General features: G+C 68.3%; 17 protein-coding genes and 1 pseudogene. 1 reads left to right on the top strand and 17 read right to left on the bottom strand.

The annotated features are described in order from the left end of the window. Window positions 1-11: 11 nt before the first annotated feature. The 14 genes and pseudogenes from yiaA to ERL55_RS01950 form a co-directional block, all read right to left on the bottom strand. Entirely contained in the window at window positions 12-458 is a 447-nt protein-coding gene (gene yiaA, locus ERL55_RS02015) for an inner membrane protein YiaA (RefSeq protein WP_129134940.1), read from the bottom strand. A gap of 214 nt (window positions 459-672) precedes the next feature. Next, complete coding sequence (locus tag ERL55_RS02010; protein ID WP_129134939.1) at window positions 673-2,598, bottom strand: DUF2235 domain-containing protein; 1,926 nt, start codon at window positions 2,596-2,598, stop codon at window positions 673-675. A 33-nt stretch (window positions 2,599-2,631) separates the two neighbouring features. Beyond that, complete coding sequence (locus tag ERL55_RS02005) at window positions 2,632-3,222, bottom strand: DUF3304 domain-containing protein (RefSeq protein WP_129134938.1); 591 nt, start codon at window positions 3,220-3,222, stop codon at window positions 2,632-2,634. Continuing rightward, window positions 3,222-3,767, bottom strand: a complete 546-nt coding sequence (locus ERL55_RS02000) for a hypothetical protein (RefSeq protein WP_206733345.1) — start codon at window positions 3,765-3,767, stop codon at window positions 3,222-3,224. The genes ERL55_RS02005 and ERL55_RS02000 overlap by 1 nt, the downstream gene beginning before the upstream one ends. An 8-nt stretch (window positions 3,768-3,775) precedes the next feature. Next, window positions 3,776-4,684, bottom strand: a complete 909-nt coding sequence (locus ERL55_RS01995; RefSeq protein WP_129134936.1) for a DUF4123 domain-containing protein — start codon at window positions 4,682-4,684, stop codon at window positions 3,776-3,778. Continuing rightward, window positions 4,681-7,494: a type VI secretion system Vgr family protein gene (locus tag ERL55_RS01990; RefSeq protein WP_129134935.1), complete on the bottom strand. Its 2,814-nt coding sequence runs from the start codon at window positions 7,492-7,494 to the stop codon at window positions 4,681-4,683. Before ERL55_RS01990 ends, ERL55_RS01995 begins: the two co-directional genes overlap by 4 nt. Before the next feature lie 134 nt (window positions 7,495-7,628). Then, window positions 7,629-8,849 (bottom strand): D-alanyl-D-alanine carboxypeptidase family protein, encoded by a 1,221-nt coding sequence (locus ERL55_RS01985; protein ID WP_129134934.1) that lies wholly within the window; start codon window positions 8,847-8,849, stop codon window positions 7,629-7,631. 91 nt (window positions 8,850-8,940) lie between these two features. Then, entirely contained in the window at window positions 8,941-10,209 is a 1,269-nt protein-coding gene (locus ERL55_RS01980) for a septal ring lytic transglycosylase RlpA family protein (protein WP_129134933.1), read from the bottom strand. Beyond that, complete coding sequence (gene mltB / locus ERL55_RS01975; RefSeq protein ID WP_129134932.1) at window positions 10,206-11,339, bottom strand: lytic murein transglycosylase B; 1,134 nt, start codon at window positions 11,337-11,339, stop codon at window positions 10,206-10,208. The genes ERL55_RS01980 and mltB overlap by 4 nt, the downstream gene beginning before the upstream one ends. A gap of 83 nt (window positions 11,340-11,422) precedes the next feature. Further along, complete coding sequence (rodA, locus tag ERL55_RS01970; RefSeq protein ID WP_129134931.1) at window positions 11,423-12,535, bottom strand: rod shape-determining protein RodA; 1,113 nt, start codon at window positions 12,533-12,535, stop codon at window positions 11,423-11,425. Between the two features lie 62 nt (window positions 12,536-12,597). Then, window positions 12,598-14,427: pseudogene (gene mrdA, locus ERL55_RS01965) on the bottom strand (penicillin-binding protein 2); the annotation flags it as partial. A 4-nt stretch (window positions 14,428-14,431) separates the two neighbouring features. Beyond that, on the bottom strand, window positions 14,432-14,917 hold the full coding sequence (mreD, locus tag ERL55_RS01960; RefSeq protein ID WP_129134930.1) for a rod shape-determining protein MreD: 486 nt from the start codon (window positions 14,915-14,917) through the stop codon (window positions 14,432-14,434). Further along, window positions 14,914-15,882, bottom strand: a complete 969-nt coding sequence (gene mreC, locus ERL55_RS01955; protein WP_129134929.1) for a rod shape-determining protein MreC — start codon at window positions 15,880-15,882, stop codon at window positions 14,914-14,916. The genes mreD and mreC overlap by 4 nt, the downstream gene beginning before the upstream one ends. A 260-nt stretch (window positions 15,883-16,142) precedes the next feature. Beyond that, window positions 16,143-17,186 carry a rod shape-determining protein gene (locus ERL55_RS01950; protein WP_100323310.1) on the bottom strand — a complete coding sequence of 348 codons (1,044 nt, stop codon included), beginning with the start codon at window positions 17,184-17,186 and terminating at the stop codon, window positions 16,143-16,145. A gap of 223 nt (window positions 17,187-17,409) precedes the next feature. On the opposite strand from ERL55_RS01950, the gene ERL55_RS01945 reads away from it, so the two are divergent. After that, window positions 17,410-18,345, top strand: a complete 936-nt coding sequence (locus ERL55_RS01945) for a carbohydrate kinase family protein (protein WP_129134928.1) — start codon at window positions 17,410-17,412, stop codon at window positions 18,343-18,345. On the opposite strand, the gene ERL55_RS01940 is transcribed toward ERL55_RS01945, so the two are convergent. The 3 genes from ERL55_RS01940 to ERL55_RS01930 all read right to left on the bottom strand — a co-directional run bounded on the left by ERL55_RS01940 (window position 18,330) and on the right by ERL55_RS01930 (window position 22,021). After that, window positions 18,330-18,944 (bottom strand): DUF998 domain-containing protein, encoded by a 615-nt coding sequence (locus ERL55_RS01940; RefSeq protein WP_164972094.1) that lies wholly within the window; start codon window positions 18,942-18,944, stop codon window positions 18,330-18,332. The genes ERL55_RS01945 and ERL55_RS01940 overlap by 16 nt on opposite strands. A 114-nt stretch (window positions 18,945-19,058) precedes the next feature. Beyond that, on the bottom strand, window positions 19,059-19,787 hold the full coding sequence (locus ERL55_RS01935; protein WP_129134926.1) for a hypothetical protein: 729 nt from the start codon (window positions 19,785-19,787) through the stop codon (window positions 19,059-19,061). A 239-nt stretch (window positions 19,788-20,026) separates the two neighbouring features. Continuing rightward, a complete protein-coding gene (locus ERL55_RS01930) occupies window positions 20,027-22,021 on the bottom strand; it encodes a M1 family metallopeptidase (protein WP_129134925.1) in 1,995 nt (664 codons plus the stop codon). Between the last annotated feature and the right edge of the window lie 2 nt (window positions 22,022-22,023).

The following is a 22,023-nucleotide window of genomic DNA, read 5'->3' as shown; positions in this document are numbered from 1 at the left end:
GCGCTCTGCCGTCAGTGATCGGCTTCAGCCGGTCGAAGAAAAAAGCGCCTCTCGGAGGATGTCCCGCTCTCGTCTCGGAGGCTGTCGCGCGTGTTCTTCTGTACGGCAATGGCGGCAAACAGGCTCAGCGCGTAAGCCATCCCGTAGAAGCCTTTCTCACTCAGCGCCAAGGTGGCGTTCCACAGCCCGATGAACAGCAGCAACAATGCCGAGATCACCGCGAACCATGAGAGGCCGTAGTAGATGTTGGTGACCGGAATACCCTCCATCCGGTCGCGCACGCTCTTCTGCACGGACACGGCAGCGAACAAGCCGTAGAGCAACAGGGTGAAGTAGTAGCCCTTCTCGTTGAGCTGCATCTGCGCGTTCCATAAGCCGATGAGGTATGCACTCGCTCCCAGCACCAGTGCGAACCACGAAGCGCCGACGAAAGCTGCAGAGGGCTTACTGTGTTCCATGGTCATCTCCTTTGACGTTTGCGTTCTGAATTGCAGGTATCAGTCACGTTGTGCCCCTCGCACTTTGCTTGCCTCCGCCATGCGACCGCGCCGCTTGGCTACCGGGGCCTACTGCAGGCAACCAATGTCCTCGCCGTGCCGCCGTCAGCTTTCAATGTCTGTCCTCGAAGCCCTCACGTATCGGACTTTTCGTTCCCTGGCGGGGGCGACCAGTCTATGCGGCTCTCTCCTCGCTGCTGCGCGTATCGATCCTTGCATACCTGGCCTCGAAGTCGCCGCCCACGTAGATGCAACGAGGATCGGAGGGAAGCGTGACATCACTGGCGAATCCGGCAAGCGAGTCATGTACGTAGTTGTCGAAGAACGCAATGATCTCCTCGTCGCGCAATCCACGACCATGGATGAACTCGTCCTCGTAGGCTTGAACCAGACCGGCATAGTGGGGTCGCAGCTTCGTCCAGCCCTGTTGCAAACGATCCCGGATCATTTTCGCATCGCGCACCAGCTGATTGTCATACACCAGCATGTTGTCGACGCTGCTGCCCGGAATACCGGCCCATCTGGCCTGTGCCCTCAAGTAAGGGTCATCCGCCGCAGCCTTGGCGGCCTGCGCCGCCTCCTTTTCCGACCTCGCGCGGGCCAGTTCTCCGCGGGGGTCCCCAAAACGCGCTGAACGTTGCATGGCAAGGTGGTACGCGCGCTCGGCCTGCTCCGCCGCCTCATGCGCTGCCACGCGTTCCGGGCTGTCGCGCAATGCGTTCATCTCGCGCTCGGCGGCGGCCTTCCGTCTCGCATAGTCACGCTCTCGCGTGCGTATCTCCGACTCGTTGCGAACGCGGTCGATACTGGGCACCTCCGCCCTCTGCAAGCGCGCAATGCGCTGGAATCGCCAGGCAAAGTACAGACGCATGTGCGCTAGCACGCCCTTTCCCAGGGATCGCCCGCCGTTACCGGCCATGGCCATGTAGTGGCGCCAATGGCCAAGCAGTTCGGGTGCGATCTGGAAGGAAGCTTCAAGACTGGTGTCGTGGAATTTCCCGACGGCTTCCAAGGGGACCTGTGCTTGGATTGCGCGCCGATGCATCTCCAGAAGCGGAATGTTGCTCAGCATTTCGGCACGCCCTTTGCTACGTGCTTGAAAGCCGGGCAGGTACCCGCCTCCCAGGTTTGAGTGCATGCCGGGATAGAGGATCTCCTCGCAATTACGCGGATAGCTCTGGCGCTCGCGCACCGAATCCAGCGGGAACGAGTTCCGCTGCTCATGTGCCGCGACCATGTGCACACACAGCTCGGCGAGGTCGGGGATCCGCAGATTGCTGGCCCAGTCCATGTGACCATCAGGATTACCCGGCGTCGGGTCAGCGCCTGGTTCGCCAAATGCCAGGCCCAAAGGTCCCGAAATCGAATCGTCGCCGCGTGTACGCAGGCCCCGCTCCAAGGAGAGGCGATTGGTCGCGATTCTGAGCGACAGGGCGGTCGAGGCTGTCGCCGGCATTCCGACCGATGCGACGGTATCGAACAAACCCATGAAATAGAGTCGGAACGGCACCTTCGGGCTGTCCCACTCCCATCCCTGGTTCGATCGCGTGGTTCGATCGGCCAGACGGCGCGCGAACGCCCGCGCCAGTGCAGCGCCGCGCGAGAAGCCGAACAGGGAGACGCGTACCTCTTCGATATTCCGGACCGGATACCTGGAAAGCGTGAGCTTCAGCTGCCGCATCGCCCACTTCAGACGCTCATCACCCCAGGCTCCCATCGCCAGTCCGGTGCTGGTGTTGCCGGGATCGCCGATCTCGCGGAAATAGGTGCCGATGCCTGGAAGGTAGAACGAGAAGACTCCGGCTGCCTCATCGTCCAACGGATGTGCGCGGAACAACCGTGCCACATTGCTGTCCTGGTGCAGGGGCTGGTCCGCATCACGGTTATTGCCAGTACCGTCGAAGAAGAAGGCGATATGCAAGGGAATCCTGCATTGCGCGCACACCGCCGGAACATTCCCTGGGTTCCGGCGCCCACGCGGCGCCGGGGCGGGCCGCGTCGAGTCGGCGGCCTGCTCGGGATCGGAGACATAGCGCATGTCGCGCACGTTCGGCGGAAACGAAGGGCCGAGATGATCCGGACTGCCGGGATTCGCACTCATGGGAACTTCCTTGTCAGTGACGCTTGGTACCGCTCATTCGGAGTAGGTCTTCATCTGCTCGTCGGTACATTGCGGCCAATCAGGCACACCGGGACGACGACCTGTAGTCGGGTCGTAGGGCAAATCGAGTCTCGGCTTCTCCCAGGCCTTTGCCATCGCGACCTCCACGCGGCCGTCGGGAAAAAAATGAACCTGGAATGCTTCTGGTTGTTCCGCCGGGAGGTCTGTCAGCAGTACAATTTCTTCCTGCCATAACGAGCGGTACCTGTCGAATACTCCTCCGCCTTCTTCGACCTGGTATCTGCACATGTCCGAGATCCAGCGGATTGTGTAGGGCTTTGGGAGCTCGCGGTGCAACAGGTCGTACCAATCGACGCAACAGGCGGATTTGCCGCCGCCAGCTCCGCGTCGACTTACGAACAGATTGCCTCCCCATGTGCCATCGACATGGAAACTGCTGATCGTGCGGTCGGTGTAGTTGAAACCCTGAATGGGCAATTGCACCGGTCCGTTGCTGCGATAGGTGTGGGAGTCAGCGCTGCCATGAGCATTCGATCCTCCCTGGCAAGCCACTAATCCCGCCAGGAGCCAAGCCCCGAAGAGCGAAGCAAGCCAGCGGGCCATCACATCGACACCCTTGTCCGTCGCACCAGCATTTCCTCGAGATCGATCTCCAGAGGTATGTCTCCTTTCGCGATGAACGACTTGGGTCTCCAGAGAAGTTTCACCGCCATTGATCGCGGTTCGGCATCCTGCGGCGCCAATGGGACAGTTACGAACTCGATATAGCTGATGTTCGTGGCGTAATCGTTCCGGCCGAAATCGTCGTCCTCCCGGAGTTCGTGCCGCATTCGGGTAATCGTGACGCTGAACTCCTCGCACTCGTTGCAGGCTTTGAACTCCGCCAGCGCAACGGACGGTTTGAACTGGGCCTCGTACCACTCGGCGAGCTTGGGGCTCATATAGCGACGCGCCTCGGCACGGTCTCGATCCACTGACTCCCGGATGCGATTGAATCGCCCCTGCACATAGGCAACCAGCGCCTGCTCACGATCTGGCTGGAGGGTCGGTTCCGTCATCGCGGGTTCTTCGTCATGTTCCGGGTTTTGTGACTGGACCGCGCCTGGGGAGCTGCACAGACCGGACGCCAGCAGGAGGGTGGCCAGCATCTTTGTCTTCAAGTTTCTTCTCCAATTCCGGATTCCCGCACGACAGTCGAGAGGCTTGCCTTGGAGGACCGCATCCGTTCCCAGACGACCTGCCATTCGACTCGTTGGTGAAAGTCTTCCGCATGGTCCATCGCGAACTCGCAGTAGTGGAGGAGATCGATGAACTTCGTGATGCCGCAGCCCGCGGCGTTCAAGCGCTGAGAGGCGACGAAGTCCAGCCGGAGGGCCGGATCGATCCGGTAGAACGCGTCAGGCTTGCGCAGGCCCAGCAGCCTTACCAGTTGACGGAGCTCCGAGATCGATTGCAGCGCCTGGTGCTGGCTGGGAGACACCCGCAGTGGTGGCGCGAAGCTGTCCGATCCACCAGGTGGCACGAGCGGCAGGGCCTGCAGATCGAAGGAGCTGTCCAGATAGTGCCATGTGCTTCCCAGGTCGAAGTAGTAATGCGTTTCCGACCCGCTCCACTCCTTGTGAATGACAGGAAGCAGGCGTGGGTCGTAGTAGCGGAACAGGGCATCACCTTGATCCAGCCGCGCAGTCAGGCGCCTGGACAGGCGGTGCGTCATCTCCGACGTCGGCAGTGCGCTCACCAGCCAGGACACGCTGTCGGACAGGAGCGCCTGGGCCACACTGAAGCCCAACAAGACTTCATTGCAGGCCGCACCTGAGCCAAGCGGGATCAGCCACGCGGCAAGCGATTCCGCAGCCGCTTCCGGCTGGGAGACAAACAGGTTCCGAGCAGTTCCTTCGCGTTTCAGCAAGGTCAGCCAGGCGGACGCATGTTCTGCGGCCGCAAGATCCACAATCGCGTACAGTTGCCCGTTCCCCGCCCGGGCCGCGTCCAACAGTGATGCGGCCAGCGAGTCCACCTTGGGACGGACGTGCTCGGGCAGCCCCAGATGCGATTTCAACGTCATCGCAGGACGAACGCCTGCGCCGACTGGGCGGCGCGCAGGATGCACTCTTCGCAGACGGTCTCGGGGAATTGCGGCAACGGATAACCCCGCTGCACCGGCCCCACGAAACTCTTCTTCGCCGCATGCACCCTGATCGTGCCCGGACACGCGATGGCGATGTTGCCGCCTTCGATCGTGAGGCTGGCGCCGCCGGCCGTGGCGAGGTGGACGGTCTTGCCGGCGGCGAGGTCGACTTCGGCGTTGGCGCTGACGATTTTCAGCTGGTCGCGGCTGCGGATGCGGATCTGGTCGTTCTGGGCCTGGAGGTCGAGTTCGCCTTCGCCGCTGACGAGGCTGAGGGTATTGGCCTCAGTCTGGCCTTCGACCGCCGCGGCAAGCAGGCCGATGGCCTGGCCGGTGTGGATGCGCAGGTCGCCGGCGATCGCGAGGTGGCTGGCACCGCCACTGGCGAGGGTGATGGTTTCGCCGGCGCTCCAGTGCAGCGACTGCCCGGCAATCAGGCCGATGCCGGCGGGAGCGGCGAGGCCGACGATGGCATCGCCGGTATGCGGCACGCGATCGGCACCTGCGGCCGGATTGCGTTCGGCGGCGGCGGCTGCAGCCTCATCCCATGCTGTGCCGGGCACCGTGGTGCGCACGGAGGTCCGCAAGGCGGCGAGCGGGGCCTGGTCGGCGATAAGGTCCGACTGACTACTGCGCTGCACGCCTTCATGCGCGGCCAGCTTGACCGTCTGATGGGTAGTCGCAGCGCGTGAGAAGGTCTCGCCCAATCGGGTGAGCTGGTCGAGCAGCGCGGCCGGTGCGACGGCGGTGCCCGCGGGTGAGGCGCCATCGATGCCGTACGCGCTCAGCCACAGCCCCCGCTCGGCGCGGATCACGCCCCATGCATCGGTGCGCAGTTCGAAGCCTTCGCCACGGAAGCTGCCGCGGAAGTTGTCGGCCTGGTGGATCAGGTGGCCCAGGTTGAGCTGGCTGCAGGCGTGCGTGGTCGACAGCTGCAGGCGCAGCTGGCCATCGCTGTCGTCGAACAGCAGGCGGTTGTGGCCGCTGCCGCCCCACTCCTTCGACTGGATGCCCCATAGCGCGCCCGCATGACGATGCGCATCGTCGCCACCGCCCATGCCGTGCCAGGGCGGCGCATGCCCGCCGGCGAGGTTGGCCTGCGCGCTGGGGCGGTGGTCGGAGGCCTGCGCATAGGCGCTGCTGTCGGCGTCGGCGGGCCTGCCACCCGGCGTTGCCGGCACGCCGGCCTCGCCGCGCCCGTTGTAGAGCGCGCCCACCACCACCGGACGGTCGATGTCGCCATCGAGGAACGCCACCAGCACTTCCTGGCCAATGCGGGGCAGGAACTGGCTGCCCACGCCCGGGCCCGCGTAGCGCTGCGCGACCCGCAGCCAGCACGAGGCGCGCGCGGTATCGGCGCCGGCGTCGCCCATGAAGTGGAAGCGCACGCGGATCCGGCCGAGACGGTCGCAATGCACTTCCTGCGCACTGGCAGGTGTGTGGCTGCCCTCGCCGTCGACGACGATCGCGGTCTGGTAGCCCGGCGCGGTCGGGCTGGGATTCAGGCGCGCACCGGTGGCGTCGGCAAGCACAGGACGCCAGGGGAGCGCGCGCGGTACCGCATCGAACTGCGCCGCGTACCCCACCGCCTCGGCACGTTCGCGCAGTGCGGAGGGCAGCTCCGCACTGGCGGCGGCCTCGCCGAGTACATCGCGCAGCTGCTCGCGCATGTCGACCGGCAGGTTGTTGATGCCGAGCTGGCGGACGCCGGTCAGCACCAGTTCGTCCGCATCGGCGATGCCTGCGGCGGCCTGGGTGAGGCGGAACCAGGTGCCGGCGCGCAGGGTGCGTGCGGTCGCCTGGCCGATCCGGCGATCACGCTGCGCCTCGTCGGCCTGTGCGATCAGGCCTGCGTAGCGCTGCGCTTCCGCGGCATCGGCGAAGGCGTAGGCGCCGACGGGGTCATAGCTCTCCAGCGCGACGTCCGCACCGGTGCCCTGCATGGGCAGTCCGATGCCGAGTGCGCGGTTGCGCTTGTAGTCGTCGGTCAGCAGGGTCAGGCGGTCGCTGCCGATCCGCTGATGGCGGCCGATCGCGAGGATGCTGTCCTGCGCCTCGGTGGCGTCGCTGCGGTGGAAGCGGATGCCGCCGTGGGTCGCGGACGTGGCGTCCTCGGGCAGCAGCGCACTGTCGGCGAACAGCGCCAGCGCATGGCCGGCAGGCGCTTCGGCGTCCTCCTCGATGCGCCAGCCGAGGCCCTCTTCCGCCAGCAGGCGTGAGACGAATGCGTAGTCGCTTTCGCGGTACTGCACGCAGTAGCTGCGCGGGCGCGCGTCGGCGAGGAAGCCGGCGACCTCGTCGCCCACCGTCCAGCGCGCCAGCGGCGCATAGCCGGCGAACACGCTTTCGACGATCTCGACCACGCTGCGGTCCTCGAACACGCGGCTGTGGCGGCCCTGGGTCAGCAGCCAGGTCCAGGGCACCAGGTGCAGGCGATAGCGTGCGAGGCCACCGTCGGCGCCCAGCAGCACCGCTTCGCGCACAAGCCCGCTGCGCACCGCCTCACCGCCATTGGCCAGCCGCGTCAGCAGGCGTGCGGGGCGCCCCAGCCACCCGTCCAGCGCGAGGCCGGCATCGGTGGACAGCACGTCGATCTGCCACTCGAAACCGTCGGACAGACGTTCCTCGCCCTGCCAGCGTTCGACCAGCAGCGGGGCATCGGAAGCGAGATCGAGCCGGTACAGCCGCGTCGCATCGTCGATGCGGGCCAGTCGGGCGAGGGCGGTGCGTGCGGCGATGGCATCCATGCGCGTGACTCCGGGCGGGCATCCTGCCCCCTGCCGCGCATCATGCCATCCGCGGCGGCCAGATCAAGCCGACGCGGTCACGCGCCGGCACCTGCCCGGCAGCCACGCGGGCCACCGGGAAGGCACAGCGGACTTCAGTCGGCGTTCCACCACATCAGGAATTCGTGCCACAGCCGCTTGAAGAAGCCGGCCTGTTCGACCGGCTGCAACGCGACCAGCGGCCGTTCGGCGATCACTTCGCCATCGAGGCTGACCTTCACCGTGCCCACCGCGGCGCCCTGCTCCACCGGGGCCACCAGCGTGGCCGGGATGTCCATGGTCGGCTTCAGCTGCTGGTACTTGCCGCGCGGCAGGCTGACCGTCAGCGGTTCCGCCAGCGCCAGCTGCAGTTCGTCGGCACGGCCTTTCCAGATGCGCTGGCTGCTGATCGCGGTGCCGGCCTCGTAGATGGTGTGGGTCTCGAAAAAGCGGAAGCCCCAGTTGAGCAGCGCCAGCGAATCGGTGGCGCGCTGCGCCTCGCTGCTGGAGCCCATCACCACCGCGATCAGGCGCTGGTCGCCGCGCTTGGCCGAGGACATCAGGCAGTAGCCGGCGGCGGAGTGGTGGCCGGTCTTGATGCCGTCGACACTGTCGTCGCGCCACAGCAGCAGGTTGCGGTTGCGCTGGGTGATGCCGTTGACGGTCATCTCCTTGATGCTGTTGTGCGCGTACTCCTCGGGGTAGTCGCGGATCATCGCGCGGCCCAACAGGGCCAGGTCACGCGCGGTGGAGTAATGGTTCTCCTCGCTCAGGCCATGCGAGTTGACGAAGTGGCTGTTCTTCAGGCCGATGCGCTGCGCATAGGCGTTCATCAGCGCGGCGAACGCGTCCTCGCTGCCGGCCACGTGTTCGGCCAGTGCGATCGCGGCGTCGTTGCCCGACTGCACCGCCATGCCTTTCTCCATCTCCAGCAGCGAGGCGGTCTGGTTGACCGGGAAACCGCTGTAGCTGCCGTCCGTGCGTGCCCCGCCCTTGCGCCAGGCGTTCTCGGTCATCATCACCTGGTCGGTCGCCGAGACCTTGCCGGCCGCCATTTCCGCGGCTACGACGTAACTGGTCATCACCTTGGTGATGCTGGCAGGCTCCACGCGCTGGTCGGCGTTCTCGCCGGCCAGCACCTGGCCGGTTTCGTAATCCATCAGTACCCAGGCCGACGCGTTGATCGCCGGCGGCGGCGGTGCGGGCATGGCGTCGCTGAGTGCGGCCGGTGCCGGCGCAGGGGCCGGCGTCTGCGCGACGGCGAAGCCCAGCGTGGACACCACGAACGCGGCGGCAAGCACGAGGGTCGGGCGGAAAGAGGGCGACAGGAACTTCATGGACAACAGACTCGTGGAAAGCGGGCTCATGGACTGCAGGGACTCCTGACAGACGGCCCCTGCGGCCGTCCCGGTGGGATGGCGCGAGAGTCTACTCGCGAACGATCTGTGGCTGGCCGAAGCCGAGCCCGGCACAGCGGGCGGTCACATCGGCGACCTGGTGCGAGGCGACGGGGCCGACGCGCAGGCGCCAGACCGGCTTGCCGGCAGCCACGCCATCGACCAGTTGCGCGTCACCGACCCCGGCGCCGCGCAGCATCGACAGTGCGCGCTCCGCATTGTCGCGGGTGCCGAAGGCGGCGACCTGCAGGGTCACCGCGGCACCGCCGGAGACGGGGATGACGGCTGGCGACGCGTCTGGCGTGGCGGGCGTGGCTGGCGCGGCCTGGCCACTCGACGGCGGCGTGGCTGGACGGCCGGTGGCGACACGGATCTGCCGTTCCTTCATCCACGCATCGAATTCGTCGGCGGTCATCGCACGCCCGTTCTGGTGCATGTCGAAGCGCCATTCGCCGGCCGGTGCCGGGGTGACCCCGGCGCTGGCGACGGGTGCAGGCCGTTCGCCCGCATGCGCGCTGGCCATCGGCAACGCGGCGACCACGCGGTCGATCGCACTGGCAGCCGGCGGTGCGGCGGTGGCGGGGGTGGCCAGCTCCGGCGCGGCCGGGGGCAGTGCCTGTGCGTAACGGCCGGCCTCGTGGCGCGCGTTCTCGCCCGGGCTCAGCGCGACCACCTCGACCTCGGCGGTGCCGGCGCGGTGCATGTCGAGCTTCACCGCCGCCGCCCAGCTGAGGTCGACCACCCGGCCCTCGTGGAACGGCCCACGGTCGTTGACGCGCACCACCACCGAGCGCCCGTTCTGCAGGTTGGTCACCCGCGCGAAACTCGGCAGCGGCAACGACTTGTGCGCCGCGGTGAAGGCGTACATGTCGTACACCTCGAGGTTGGAGGTGCGCCGGCCATGGAACTTGTTGCCGTAATACGACGCCCGGCCGCGTTCGCTGAAGCCGGTGGTGTCTTCGAGCACGTGGTAGGACTTGCCCAGCACCTGGTAGGGGCTGCGGTTGCCGTAGGCCGAGCGCGGCTCGTCGACCACTTCGGGCTCGGGGATTGCATCGACGTCGGGGATGTAGTCCGGCGCGCTGTCCTGGATATGCGGCGCGTACAGGCCGCCGGCAACGTAATCGCCGCGCTTGCGGGGGTCCTCCTGCGCCGGTGCGTACGGCGAGCGGCGCGCGCTGCCGGAGGGCGCTGCCACGGGGCCCGTGCTGGCCCCGGCATCCGGGGCCGCGGCCTTGCGCGGCGTGCCGCTGCAGGCGCCCAGCAGCAGCACCGCGCCCGCAGCCGCCAGCCACCTCATGGCCCGGCGGCTCCCGCGCGGATGGCCTGCGCAAGCTGGTGCACGGCCAGCGAGTACATCGGCGAGCGGTTGTAGCGGGTGATCACATAGAAGTTGCGGTAGCCCAGCCAGTACTCGGGGCCGCTGTCGCCGTCGAGACTGATCAGCGTCGCGCCTTCGGCCACCGGTTCGCCGGCACGCGGGGTGTAGCCGCGCTCGGCCAGCGCGGCCAGCGGATGCACCGGGTCCATGGTGTCGGGGCGGAAATCCTCGGCACCGGGGGCGCGGTCGGCGCGTGCCACCACCGGTGCGCCGCGCTCCCATCCGTGCACGACGAAGTAGTTGGCGATCGACGCGAACACGTCCGGCAGATGGGTCAGCAGGTCGCGACGGCCATCGCCGTCGCCATCCTTGGCCCACAGGCGGTAGCTCGACGGCATGAACTGGCCCATACCCATCGCACCGGCGTAGCTGCCCTTGAGGGCAAGCAGGTCGAGCTGCGGCTCCGCCTTCTGCAGCGCGAACAGCTGCGCGAGTTCGCCGGCGAAGAACGGTGCACGCCTGGGGAAATCGAAGGCCAGCGTGTAGAGGGCATCGACGACCCGGTAGTTGCCGGTGACGCGCCCGTAGCTGGTCTCCACGCCGATGATCGCGACGATCATCTCCGCCGGCACACCGGTTTCGGCCGCCACCCGGTCGAGCGCCGCGCGGTTCTCGCGGTAGAAGCGGATGCCGCCGTTGATGCGCTGGTCGTTGATGAAGATCGGCCGGTAGTCACGCCACGGGCGTACCGCCTCGGCCGGGCGCGACATCGCGTCGAGGATCGGCTGGCGCAGCTGTGCCTGGGCCAGCACCTCGCGGATGTGCCGTGGCTCGACACCGTAGGTACTGGCGGTGTAGTCGACGAAATTGGCGATGCGCTGTTCGCGCGGGATCGCCGGATCGGTGACCGACTCCGGTGCCACGGGGCGCTCCGGTGGCTGCGGTACCGGCGGCAGCGTGGTCGGGACGGCCGCACTCGCGGTCGCCGGTGCCGCGCTGGCCGACACCTGGTCGACGGGCGGTGGATTGGCCTGCGTCGCACAGGCGACCAGGGCGAGGGGCAGCAGGCTCGCGGCAAAGCCGCGGAAAACAGGGGTGCGTCGGGTCATCGGCGCGAGGTTAGCACGCACGTCGCGGGCGTCGAACCGGGGATGCGCGCGATGTTCAGGCTGCTCCCGCGATCGCGCCGCGGTCAGGCCCGGCGTGCGCCGGCGTGCGCTCGCACCGACATCACCACGCCCATGCCCGCCAGCAACGAGACCGCCGCCGTACCGCCATACGACAGCAGCGGCATCGGCACGCCGACCACCGGCAGCAGCCCGGAGATCATCCCGCCGTTGACCAGCACGTAGACGAACAGCGACAGCCCGAGCGCACCGGCCACCAGACGGCCGAAGCCGTCGCGCGCCTGCGCCGCGATCCACAGGCAGCGTGCGACCACGAACAGGTACAGCGCCAGCGTGACCATCACCCCCAGCCAGCCGAACTCCTCGGCCAGCACCGCGAAGATGAAATCGGTGGTGTGTTCGGGCACGTAGTTGAGATGCGACTGGCTGCCCTGCCCCCAGCCCATGCCGCGCAGGCCGCCGGCGCCGATCGCGATCTTGGACTGGATGATGTTCCAGCCCGCGCCCAGCGGGTCCTGCTCGGGATCGAGGAACATCAGCAGGCGGTCCTTCTGGTAGGGCATCAGCAGCCAGAACCACGCCACCGGCGCCGCGGCCGCCAGTGCGCCGAAGGCGGCCACGAACCACCACCACGACATCCCCGCGAGATACAGCACGAACAGGCCGCTGGCCGCCACCAGCACCGCGGTGCCCAGGTCGGGCTGCAGCATGATCAGCCCGGTCGGCAGACCGATGATGGCCAGCCCCACCAGCACCCCGGTGATGCTCGGCGGCAGCGGCGCGCGGTTGAGATACCACGCGGTCATCATCGGCAGGCTGAGCTTCATCAGCTCCGACGGCTGCAGGTAGAACACGCCGAGGTTGATCCAGTGCTGGCCATGGCGGCCGGTGCCCATGAACAGCACCGCCACCAGCGGCAGCAGCGACAGGCCGTAACCCAGCGGGGTGATTGCGCGCAGGGTCAGCACCGGCACCCGCGACAGCAGCCACAGCGCGCCCAGGCCGACGCCGTAGCGTAGCGCCTGCGCGGTCAGCATCGCCTGGCTGTGGCCGCCGGCGCTGTAGAGCACCGCGAGGCCGATGCCCATCAACGCCAGCAGCGCGCCCAGCAGCGGCCAGTCGAGGGTGCGGGTGAAACGCTGCAGCAGGTCCAGCAGCCAGCGCAGGATGACGTTCATGGTGCACCCGCCTCCGCGCCCGCGGTGGCACCGGGCGCGCCGATCGCATCCGTCGCGTTGCGCAGGACCCAGGCATCGAAGATGCGCCGGGCGATCGGCGCCGCGGTGGCGCCGCCGTAGCCGCCGTGTTCGACCACCACCGCCAGCGCGATGGTGGGGTTCTCCGCGGGCGCATAGCCCACGAACAGCGCCTGGTGGCGCAGGTGGTACGGCAGCGCGCGCGGGTCGAGGTTGGCGCTGCCACGGCGGCCGATGCGCTGCGCGGTACCGGTCTTGCCGGCCATGCGGTAGCTGGCGCCCTGCGCCATGCGCGTCGCCGTGCCGCGGCCGTGGATGGTCGCCTCCATCCCCTCCTGCACCGCGCGCAGGTGTTCGACGTTGTCGGTGATGCGCGGCGCAGGCTCCGCCGGTACCGCGCGCCACGGCTGGTCGTATGCGGTCTTGCGTTCGGCCACCAGCCGCAGCGGATGCAGCACGCCGCCGTTGGCGATCGCCGCGGTGCCGCGCGCAAGCTGCAGTGCGGTGGCGATCCAGTAGCCCTGGCCGATGCCGGCGATCACCGTCTCGCCGGCATACCAGGGCTCGCGGCTGCGACTGGCCTTGTAGGCCAACGATGGCACCACGCCGGTGTTCTCGCCGACCAGGTCGATGCCGGTCGACTGGCCGAAGCCGTAGCGGTGCATGTAGTCGGCGAACCGCTCGATGCCCATCTCGTAGGCGAGCTTGTAGTAGTAGTAGTTCACCGACCGCGAGATCGAATCGCGCAGCTCGGTCCAGCCGGCGCCGCGCGAGGCGTCGCGATAGCCGCGACGCTGGCCCGGGATGAAGAACTCGCCGGTCGAGAACACGCCGTCGCCGGGCGTACGCAGGCCGCTGTCGACGCCGGCCAGCGCCACGAACGGCTTGATCGTCGACCCCGGCGGGCCACCACCCAGCACGTTGCGGTTGAACAGCGGCCGCGCCGGGTCGTCCATCAGCTGGCGGTAGTCGGTGTGCGAGATCCCGTTGACGAACAGGTTGGGGTCGAAGCTCGGCAGGCTGACCATGCCCAGCACCTGGCCGCTGGCGGGATCCACCGCCACCGCCGAGCCGTGCATCTCGCCGAAGGCATCCACCATCGCCTGCTGCAGGTCGAGGTCGATGCTCAGGCGCAGGTCGGCACCGGCAGTGGCGGGCACGCGACCCAGCGTGGCGAGCGCGCGGCCCTCGACATTGGTTTCCACCTGTTCGTAGCCGACCACGCCGCGCAGCGCGTCCTCGTAGGAGCGCTCCAGCCCGGTGCGCCCGGTGTGCGGGAACAGCACCTGGTTGGCGCCGTAGCGGCCGACGTCGTCCTCGTCGGTGCGCCCGACATAGCCGATGACATGCGCGAACAGCGCGCCGTACGGATAGCGGCGGTTGAGATAGGGCACCACGTCGACGCCCGGGAAGCGCCAGCGGTCGACCGCGAAGCGCGCCGCCTCGTCGTCGGTGACGCGCAGCTTCAGCGTCAGCGCACGGAACCCGCGGTTGACCCGGCGCTCGGCGCGGAAGCGCTCCACCTCGGCCGGATCGAGCTCGAAGATCTCGGCCAGCCCGTCGAGCAGGCGGTCGATGTCGCCGGCCTGCTCCGGGGTGACCTCGAGCCGGTAGGCCGGCACGTTGTCGGCGAGGATGCGGCCCTGGCGGTCGTAGATCAGCCCGCGCCCGGGCACCACCGGCCGCGGCTTGATGCGGTTGGCCTCCGAACGCCGCGCATAGTCGCCGTGGTCGATCACCTGCAGCTTGAAGTACCAGCCGGCGAGCCCGGCCATCGCCAGCACCACGCCGATGAAGCCGACCAGCGCGCGGCGGCGGAACTGCTCGGCTTCCGCGCCCGGGTTGCGCACACGGCGCTGGCGGCGCACGTCCATCATCTCAGCCGGCCTTCCGGCGGCTCAGGCGCAACGAATCCAGCAGCACGAACAGCGGCGGCCACAACAGCATGCCGATCACCGGCGCCAGCCAATAGCTCCACGGCAGCTGCGGGATGCCCATGGCCAGATGCACCGCGGCATTCACCACGCGGTCGTTGAGCAGCAGCCCGCCGATCGCCAGTGCCTGCTGCGGCACCGGGAAGAAGCGCAGCTGGTTGCGGAAGCGCTGCAGGATGAAGGCGAGGATCACCAGCCGCATCGCCTGCTCGCCGAGCAGGCTGCCGAAGGCGAGATCGGCCAGCAGACCGACGCCGAACGCGAAGCCCAGCCCCTGGCGGCCCTCGCCCTCGATCACCCAGTACGCCACCACCAGCGCCAGCCAGTACGGGCGCAGCGGCTGCAGCAGCTCCGGCAGCGGCAGCAGGCCCAGCAGCAGCGCCAGCAGCACGCTGACCGGCAGCACCCAGCTGTTGCGCGCACGCCTCATGGCGTGGCCTCCGCCGGTGCGTTCGCGGGCAGCGCGGCGGCGGCGGTGGCGGGGCTGACATCGCGACCACGCACGACGCCGGCGCCGATGGCCGTCCACTCGGCCGCGCGACGCGCCACCGCCGGCAGCGGGCCGCGGCCTTCGCGCAGCAGCAGCACGTCGCGGCCGCGGTCGATCTGCGCGGTCGGCATCACCTCGCCCACCAGGAACGCGCGGCTGTCGTCGGGCGCGAGCGTGGCGATGCGGCCCACCGGAAACCCCGGCGGGAAGCGCCCGCCCAGGCCCGAGGTCACCAGCACGTCGCCGGGCTCGACATCGCTCGACAGCGGCACGTTCGGCAGCCGCAGCAGGTCGGCGCGGCCCTGGCCGTAGACGATCAGGCGCACGCCGGTGCGTACCACTTCCACGGGAATCGCATGGTCGGGGTCGGTCAGCAGCAGCACGGTGGCAGTGGTCGGGGTGGTGGCGATGATCTGGCCGAGCACGCCGCCGGCATCGATGACGCTCTGGCCCACATGCACGCCATCGCGGCTGCCGGCGCGCAGGGTCAGGCGCTGGCGGGTGGGATCGAGGTCGATCTCGAGGATCGGCGCGAGCTGCACATCCATGCGGCCGTCGTCGGTGGCTTCGAGCATGGCGCGTAGTCGCTGGTTTTCGGCCGCAGCGGCCTGCATCCGTGCCAGTCGTGCATTGACCACCAGCAGTTCGTTGCGCAGGCGGTGGTTGTCCTCGGCCAGCAGGCTGCGGGTGACCGCATCCTCGCGCACGCTGCGGCCCAGCCGCGACGGCAGGCCCGCCAGCCACCACAGCGGCTGCATCGCCACGTTGGCCTGCGCGCGCGCGCGCGACAGCCACTCGCCATGGTGGTCGGCCACCAGCAGCCCGACCGAAATGGCGAGGAAGGCGAGAAGACGGAGCGTGCCGGCAACATCGCCGGAGCGGGGCGCAGCAGGACTGTAGGACACCCCAGAATTACCTGACCAGTTCAACAAAGGGTTTCAGAACGCCGCTTGCGAAGGTATCCGAAGCGACTCCCGCGTGGCACGAACTCCCCCTCTCCCGCCCGCGGGAGAGGGATGGGGTGAGGGGAAACGCGCGTAACTTCCGCCCTCACCCCAACCCCTCTCCCGTCAACGGGAGAGGGGCTCCAGAGCACGACGCGGGAGAGCGCCTCCGGAACCTGACGCTCGCGCCATGAACGCCGATCGATGCTGCCGCACCGCCATCAATCCGCGGTAAAGAACTCGTTGCCGTGCAGGTCGAGCAGTTCCAGTGCGCGGCCACCGCCGCGGGCCACGCAGGTCAGCGGGTCGTCGGCCACCTGCACGTGCAGGCCGGTCTCCTCGCTGATCAGGCGGTCGAGGTCGCGCAGCAGCGCGCCACCACCGGTGAGCACGATGCCGCGCTCGGCGACGTCGGCGCTCAGTTCCGGCGGGGTCTGCTCGAGCGCCTGGCGCACCGCGGCGACGATGCCCATCAGCGGCTCGCGCAGCGCCTCGAGCACTTCGTTGGAGTTGATCTTGACCATCTTCGGCACGCCCTCGGCGAGGTGGCGGCCGGAGATCTCGGTCTCTTCCACCTTCTCCTGCGGGTAGGCGCAGCCGAGTTCGATCTTGACCCGCTCGGCGGTTGCCTCGCCGATCAGCATGCCGTGGTTGCGGCGCACGTAGTTGATGATCGACTCGTCGAAACGGTCGCCGCCGATGCGTGCCGACTGCGAGTACACGATGCCGTTGAGCGCGATCACCGCGACCTCGGTGGTACCACCGCCGACATCGACCACCATCGAGCCGCGCGCTTCGGTGACCGGCATGCCGGCGCCGATCGCGGCGGCCATCGGCTCCTCGATCAGCGAGACGTCGCGTGCACCGGCCTCGAGCGCGGAATCCTTGATCGCGCGCTTCTCCACCTGGGTGGAACCGGCGGGCACGCAGATCAGCACGCGCGGGCTGGGCCGCAGCAGGCGCGACTTGTGCACCTTGCGGATGAAGTGCTTGAGCATTTCCTCGGTGTAGGTGAAGTCGGCGATGACGCCGTCCTTCATCGGCCGGTGGGTGGTGATGTTGCCCGGCGTGCGGCCCAGCATCTGCTTGGCCTCGCTGCCGACCGCCGCCACCACCTTCTGCCCGCCGGCACGGTCCTGGCGCACTGCGACCACGGACGGCTCGTTGAGCACGATGCCCTGGCCACGCACGAAGATGAGGGTGTTTGCGGTGCCCAGGTCGATGGACAGGTCGTTGGAGAACAGACCGCGGAACTTTTTGAACATCTGGGAAGAGGGTCCGTGAGGGTGGCGCGGCGGGGAAGGCGCGCGTCAAGGGGGCGTCAAGCCTAGCAAAAAAGGGCCTGCCGCAGTGGCCGGTGATGGCCGGAAAACCGTGCTGCTGCCATGGTTTAGCGCCGACGGGCGGGCTTTCCGGCAAGGCACAACGGGGCCCGTGGCGCAACTGCGGTGTACCCTATGCGGCTTTACGTCGCCCGAGCGCTTGCCGATGTCCGTCCTGATCTGCGGATCCCTGGCCTACGACACCATCATGGTGTTCCCGGACCAGTTCAAGAACCACATCCTGCCGGACAAGGTCCACATCCTGAACGTCTCGTTCCTGGTGCCCAGGATGCGCCGCGAGTTCGGCGGCTGCGCCGGCAACATCGCCTACAACCTCAAGCTGCTCGGTGGCGACCCGGTGCCGATGGCCACGGTCGGCCAGGACTTCGGCCCCTACCGCGAGTGGTTCGAGGAAAACGGCATCCGCCTGGACCAGGTCAAGGTGCTCGACGACCTGTTCACTCCGCAGGCCTTCATCACCACCGACCTCGACAACAACCAGATCACCGCCTTCCATCCCGGCGCGATGATGCGCAGCTACGAGAACCACGTGAAGGACGTGGCGGGCGTGAGCTTCGGCATCGTCAGCCCCGACGGCCGCGAGGGCATGCTGCAGAACGCCGCCGAATTCGCCGCGATGGGCGTGCCCTTCATCTTCGACCCCGGCCAGGCGATGCCGCTGTTCAACGGCGAGGAACTGCGCAACTTCATCGAGCTGGCGGACTACGTGACCGTCAACGACTACGAGTCCAACCTGCTGCAGGAGCGCACCGGCTGGAGCGAGGGCGACATCGTCAAGCGGGTCAAGGCCTACATCACCACCCGCGGCCCGAAGGGTTCGGAGATCCATACCGACGGCAAGAGCTACCACGTGCCGCCCGCGCACGAACGCCGCGTGACCGACCCCACCGGCTGTGGCGATGCGTTCCGCGCCGGCCTGCTGTTCGGCATCCAGAAGGGCTACGACTGGGAAACCATCGGCCGCATCGGCAACCTGATGGGTGCGCTGAAGGTGGAGCACCCCGGCACCCAGAACCAGCGCTTCGACTACGACGAGTTCGCCGAGCAGTTCCGCCAGCAGTTCGGCTACTCGCTGGCCTGAGTCGCGGCGCCCATGGCACCCATGCGAGGCAGCGAACGCCAGGCCGTCGCCAGCAGCGTGCCGTAGAGGATCACCTCGGCGGCACGCTGCAGCACGCCCCGCACGTTCGCGAATGCCGGGTCGACCATCGCGCCGAACAGCACGAACCAGAGCGCAACCGCCATTGCCAGCAGCAGCCGGCTGCCTGCGCGCAATCCGGGGCTGATGGCGATGAGTACTACGCCGAGCGTGGTTCCCAGATAGGTACCGCCGCCCAGCAGGTTGTGCAGCTGCTGCGACGTCGACCCGCTCCCGTCGATCGGACAGCCGACATCGCAGGGCGCGAACGCCGATCCGATCCAGGCGCCCGCTTCCATGGCCGCCACCAGCCACACGCCCACGCGGCCGATGCCCCGCAGTGGCAACAGCGGCGTCGCACGCCACGCCAGCAGCAGGATCGACAGCCCGAACGGTACGAAGCCCAGCCACCCGGCCTGCCACGCGAATGCGGTGCCGCTGGCATTGAGTTCGCTGATGAACTGCGACGCGTGCGAGTAGCCCGGCTTGAACAGCGCCACCCCCCAGACCGTCCACAGCCACAGGAGAGTGGTTGCGATCACTGCGCGCCGGGCACTGCGGACGGGCCTCGTTTCGACCGGTGTTGCTGCGACATCCCTGCGCATGGCTGGCTGCATCCTACGGAGCGGTCTGGGGCACGCGGCGCCGGCGGGATTTCAGTCCCAGCCCGGCATGCGCGTGCGGTCGAGGCCGCCGACCTCGAATTCGGCGGTGCGGGTGCCGCCGGCCTTGACCGGGAATTCGATCGACAGCGTCTCCGCGCCATCGAGCAGCCGCCACAGCGCGCGCTCGTCCTCGATGAACATCGCGATGGCCTCGTCGGTATCCGGGCGGCTTGCCGCCATCCGCCGCGGCTCGCCGCCATCGATGGCGACGTTGACCCGGCAGCCGCGGTAACAGTCGAAGTCGCCGGCCTTGAGCACGAGATAGCTGCTGCGCCCCCATTCCGGATGGTCGCGGAAGATCAGCTGGACCGGCCCGGTGCCGCTGCCGTCGGTGTCGACCGCTTCGCGCGCATCGATCGCGGCCGAGCGCTGCTCGCCACCCTTCACCGCAATCGACTGGTAGCTCCACAACGCCGCGGTGCGGGTGGCTTCGCGGGCCGCCTGGGCTTTCGCCGCGACCTCGTCGAAGCGTTCGCGCACGCGTGCGGCAGCTTCGGTATCGGGCCAGCGCATGAACAACACGTCACCCTGCGCCTTCGCCAGCGCCCAGTTCTCCTCGGCGACCGCCTTCCCGAAGCCCTGCTCGGCTTCCTGTGCCTGTTGTTCCGCGGCCGCGGCGCGCGCCTCGGCCTGTGCCGCCGCTGCGGCCTCGCGGTCACTGCAGGCGGTCAGCGCGAATGCGCCGAGCAGCACGGGAACGAGAAGGCGGAAGCGGGGCATCGCAGGGATCCGGCCGTGGAGACGATGCAAGCTTAGCGGCTGTGGCGGACAGGCGGCGACACCGTGGGCGCTGATGCCGGCAACAGCGGCGCTCGCGACAATCCGCAGTGTCGGGCGACGGGCTGCACGGATTTCCTGCGGCGGAGATTCCGGGATACGCACGGACTGTCGCCCTCATCCCTGGAAATCCCTCCCCCGCAGGGGAGAGGGATCAGGGCGCGCCATCCGGCTGGAGGGGCTTAACGTGCCGGGGCGCCGGAAGCGGGCTGCTTACCCAGCCCGGTCGTGGCCTGCGCCGGATCGACCGGCGCCTGCCTCGGCCTGGCCTCGTCGATGATCCGCTGCACCGAAGCCGCGGTGATCGGATGGCTGCCCGGCCGCGCGCGCTCGAACACCTGCCTCGCAAGCGCCAGGCCTTCCGGGGTCTGCACCAGCGCGGTGTAGATCGGCAGGATCAGCTTGCGGCGGCCGACCGTCTGCAGGAACTCGGTCATCGGCTCGAACGCGAGCATGTAGCCGCTGCGCACCGCCAGCGGATACCAGCGCATCGCCAGTTCGCCGTTCGGCGTGCCGGTGAAGCGGTAGGCGGTGTCGAGCTGCGCCATCTGTTCCTGGGTCAGGGTCTGCGGCATGCCCTCGAGGAAATGGATCCATTCCTGGGTGGTCCATTCCGCGGTGAGCTGCTGCGGTGGCAGTTGCGCGCTGCCCAGCCATGCCAGGCGCGCCGAATCGACCAGGCCGAGCTTCGGCGACAGCACCTGCGGTGCGGATGCAGGAATACCCGGCGCGTACAGCCACTCCTGGATCTCGGCCTCGGTCACCGCGTCGGGATGGGCGTTGAACAGGTGTTCGCGCGCGTAATCGAGGAACTTCTCGGTGGTGATGGACTGGAAGGCGAAGCGGTCGAAGTAACCACGCAGGAACGCATCGAACACCTCGCGGCCGAAGCGCTGTTCGAGAAACTGCAGGAACCACGCGCCCTTGTCGTAGGACACCGCGCTCAGCGCGTCGTCGGCGTCGAGTTCGGTGCCGGGCTTCACCGCCAGCGCCTGGGTGGCCTCGGGCATGTCGCCGATGCCGGACTTCAGCGCATCACGGGCGATGACGAACTCCATGTCGCTGAATTCCTTGCCGTACAGCGACTCGACGATGCGGTTCTCGACGTAGCTCGTCATGCCCTCGTTGAGCCAGCCATGCTTGGCGCTGGCAAACGTCACCAGGTTGCCCGACCAGCTGTGTGCGAGTTCGTGGGCGATCAGCGACACCAGCGAACGGTCGCCGACGATCACCGTCGGGGTGATGAACGAGAGTCGCGGATTCTCCATGCCGCCGAACGGGAACGACGGCGGCAGCACCAGCAGGTCGTAACGCTCCCAGCGGTACGGGCCGTACAGCGCCTCGGTCACCTCGATCATCTTCTCGGTGTCGGCGAATTCCGCCACCGCGCGCTCGACCATCGCCGGTTCCGCCCACACGCCGGCGCGTGCGGAGATCGGCTGGAACACCAGGTCGCCGGCAGCGATCGCCATCAGATACGAGGGAATGCGCTGCGGCATGCGGAAGCTGTATTCGCCATCGCGCTGCGCGCCCGGATCGTTGTCGGCGCTCATCAGCACCATGACGTCGGGGCGGGTGCGGATCGTTGCGGAGTACGTGTAACGCACTGCCGGCGTGTCCTGCAGCGGCACCCAGCTGCGCGCGTGGATCTGCTGCGACTGGCTGAACATGAAGGGCAGCTGCTTGCCCTCGGTCATCTCCGGGGTCAGCCACTGCAGGCCCGACGCGCCGGGGGCGGTGCGATAGGTCACGCGGATCTTCGCGTTGCGCTCCGGCGCCTGCACCACCAGCCGGCTGCCGAGGCTGGCGTGCGCGTCGTCAAGCGCGAACTCCAGCGGCTGCCACTGGCCGTTCGCCTCGCCGTCCACGCGCTCGATGGTCAGCTCACGGGTATCGAGCGCGAGCTCGGTGGCCGCGTCGTCCTTCCACTCCAGGGTGTAGGTGGCGGTGCCGGCCAGCGTGCGGCTGTCGAAATCCAGGTCGAGGTCGAGCGCGAGGTCGTCGATGACCACGCGGGTGGGCTCGGCATACGAATGTTCGTCACGGTCCGCGGTGGCCACCGGGGCCTCCTTCGCGGGGACGGGCGTGGACGCGTCAGGCGTGGGTGCGCGGTTGCAGCCGGCAAGTGCGAGCGCCGCCAGCGACAGCGCGCAGGCGATGGAACGGAGTGGGCGCATCG

This window comes from Luteimonas sp. YGD11-2, from assembly GCF_004118975.1.
Classification (GTDB): Bacteria; Pseudomonadota; Gammaproteobacteria; order Xanthomonadales; family Xanthomonadaceae; genus Luteimonas; species Luteimonas muca.
Note: the sequence above shows the minus strand (reverse complement) of the source record. Positions and strands in the feature narration are given on the sequence as shown.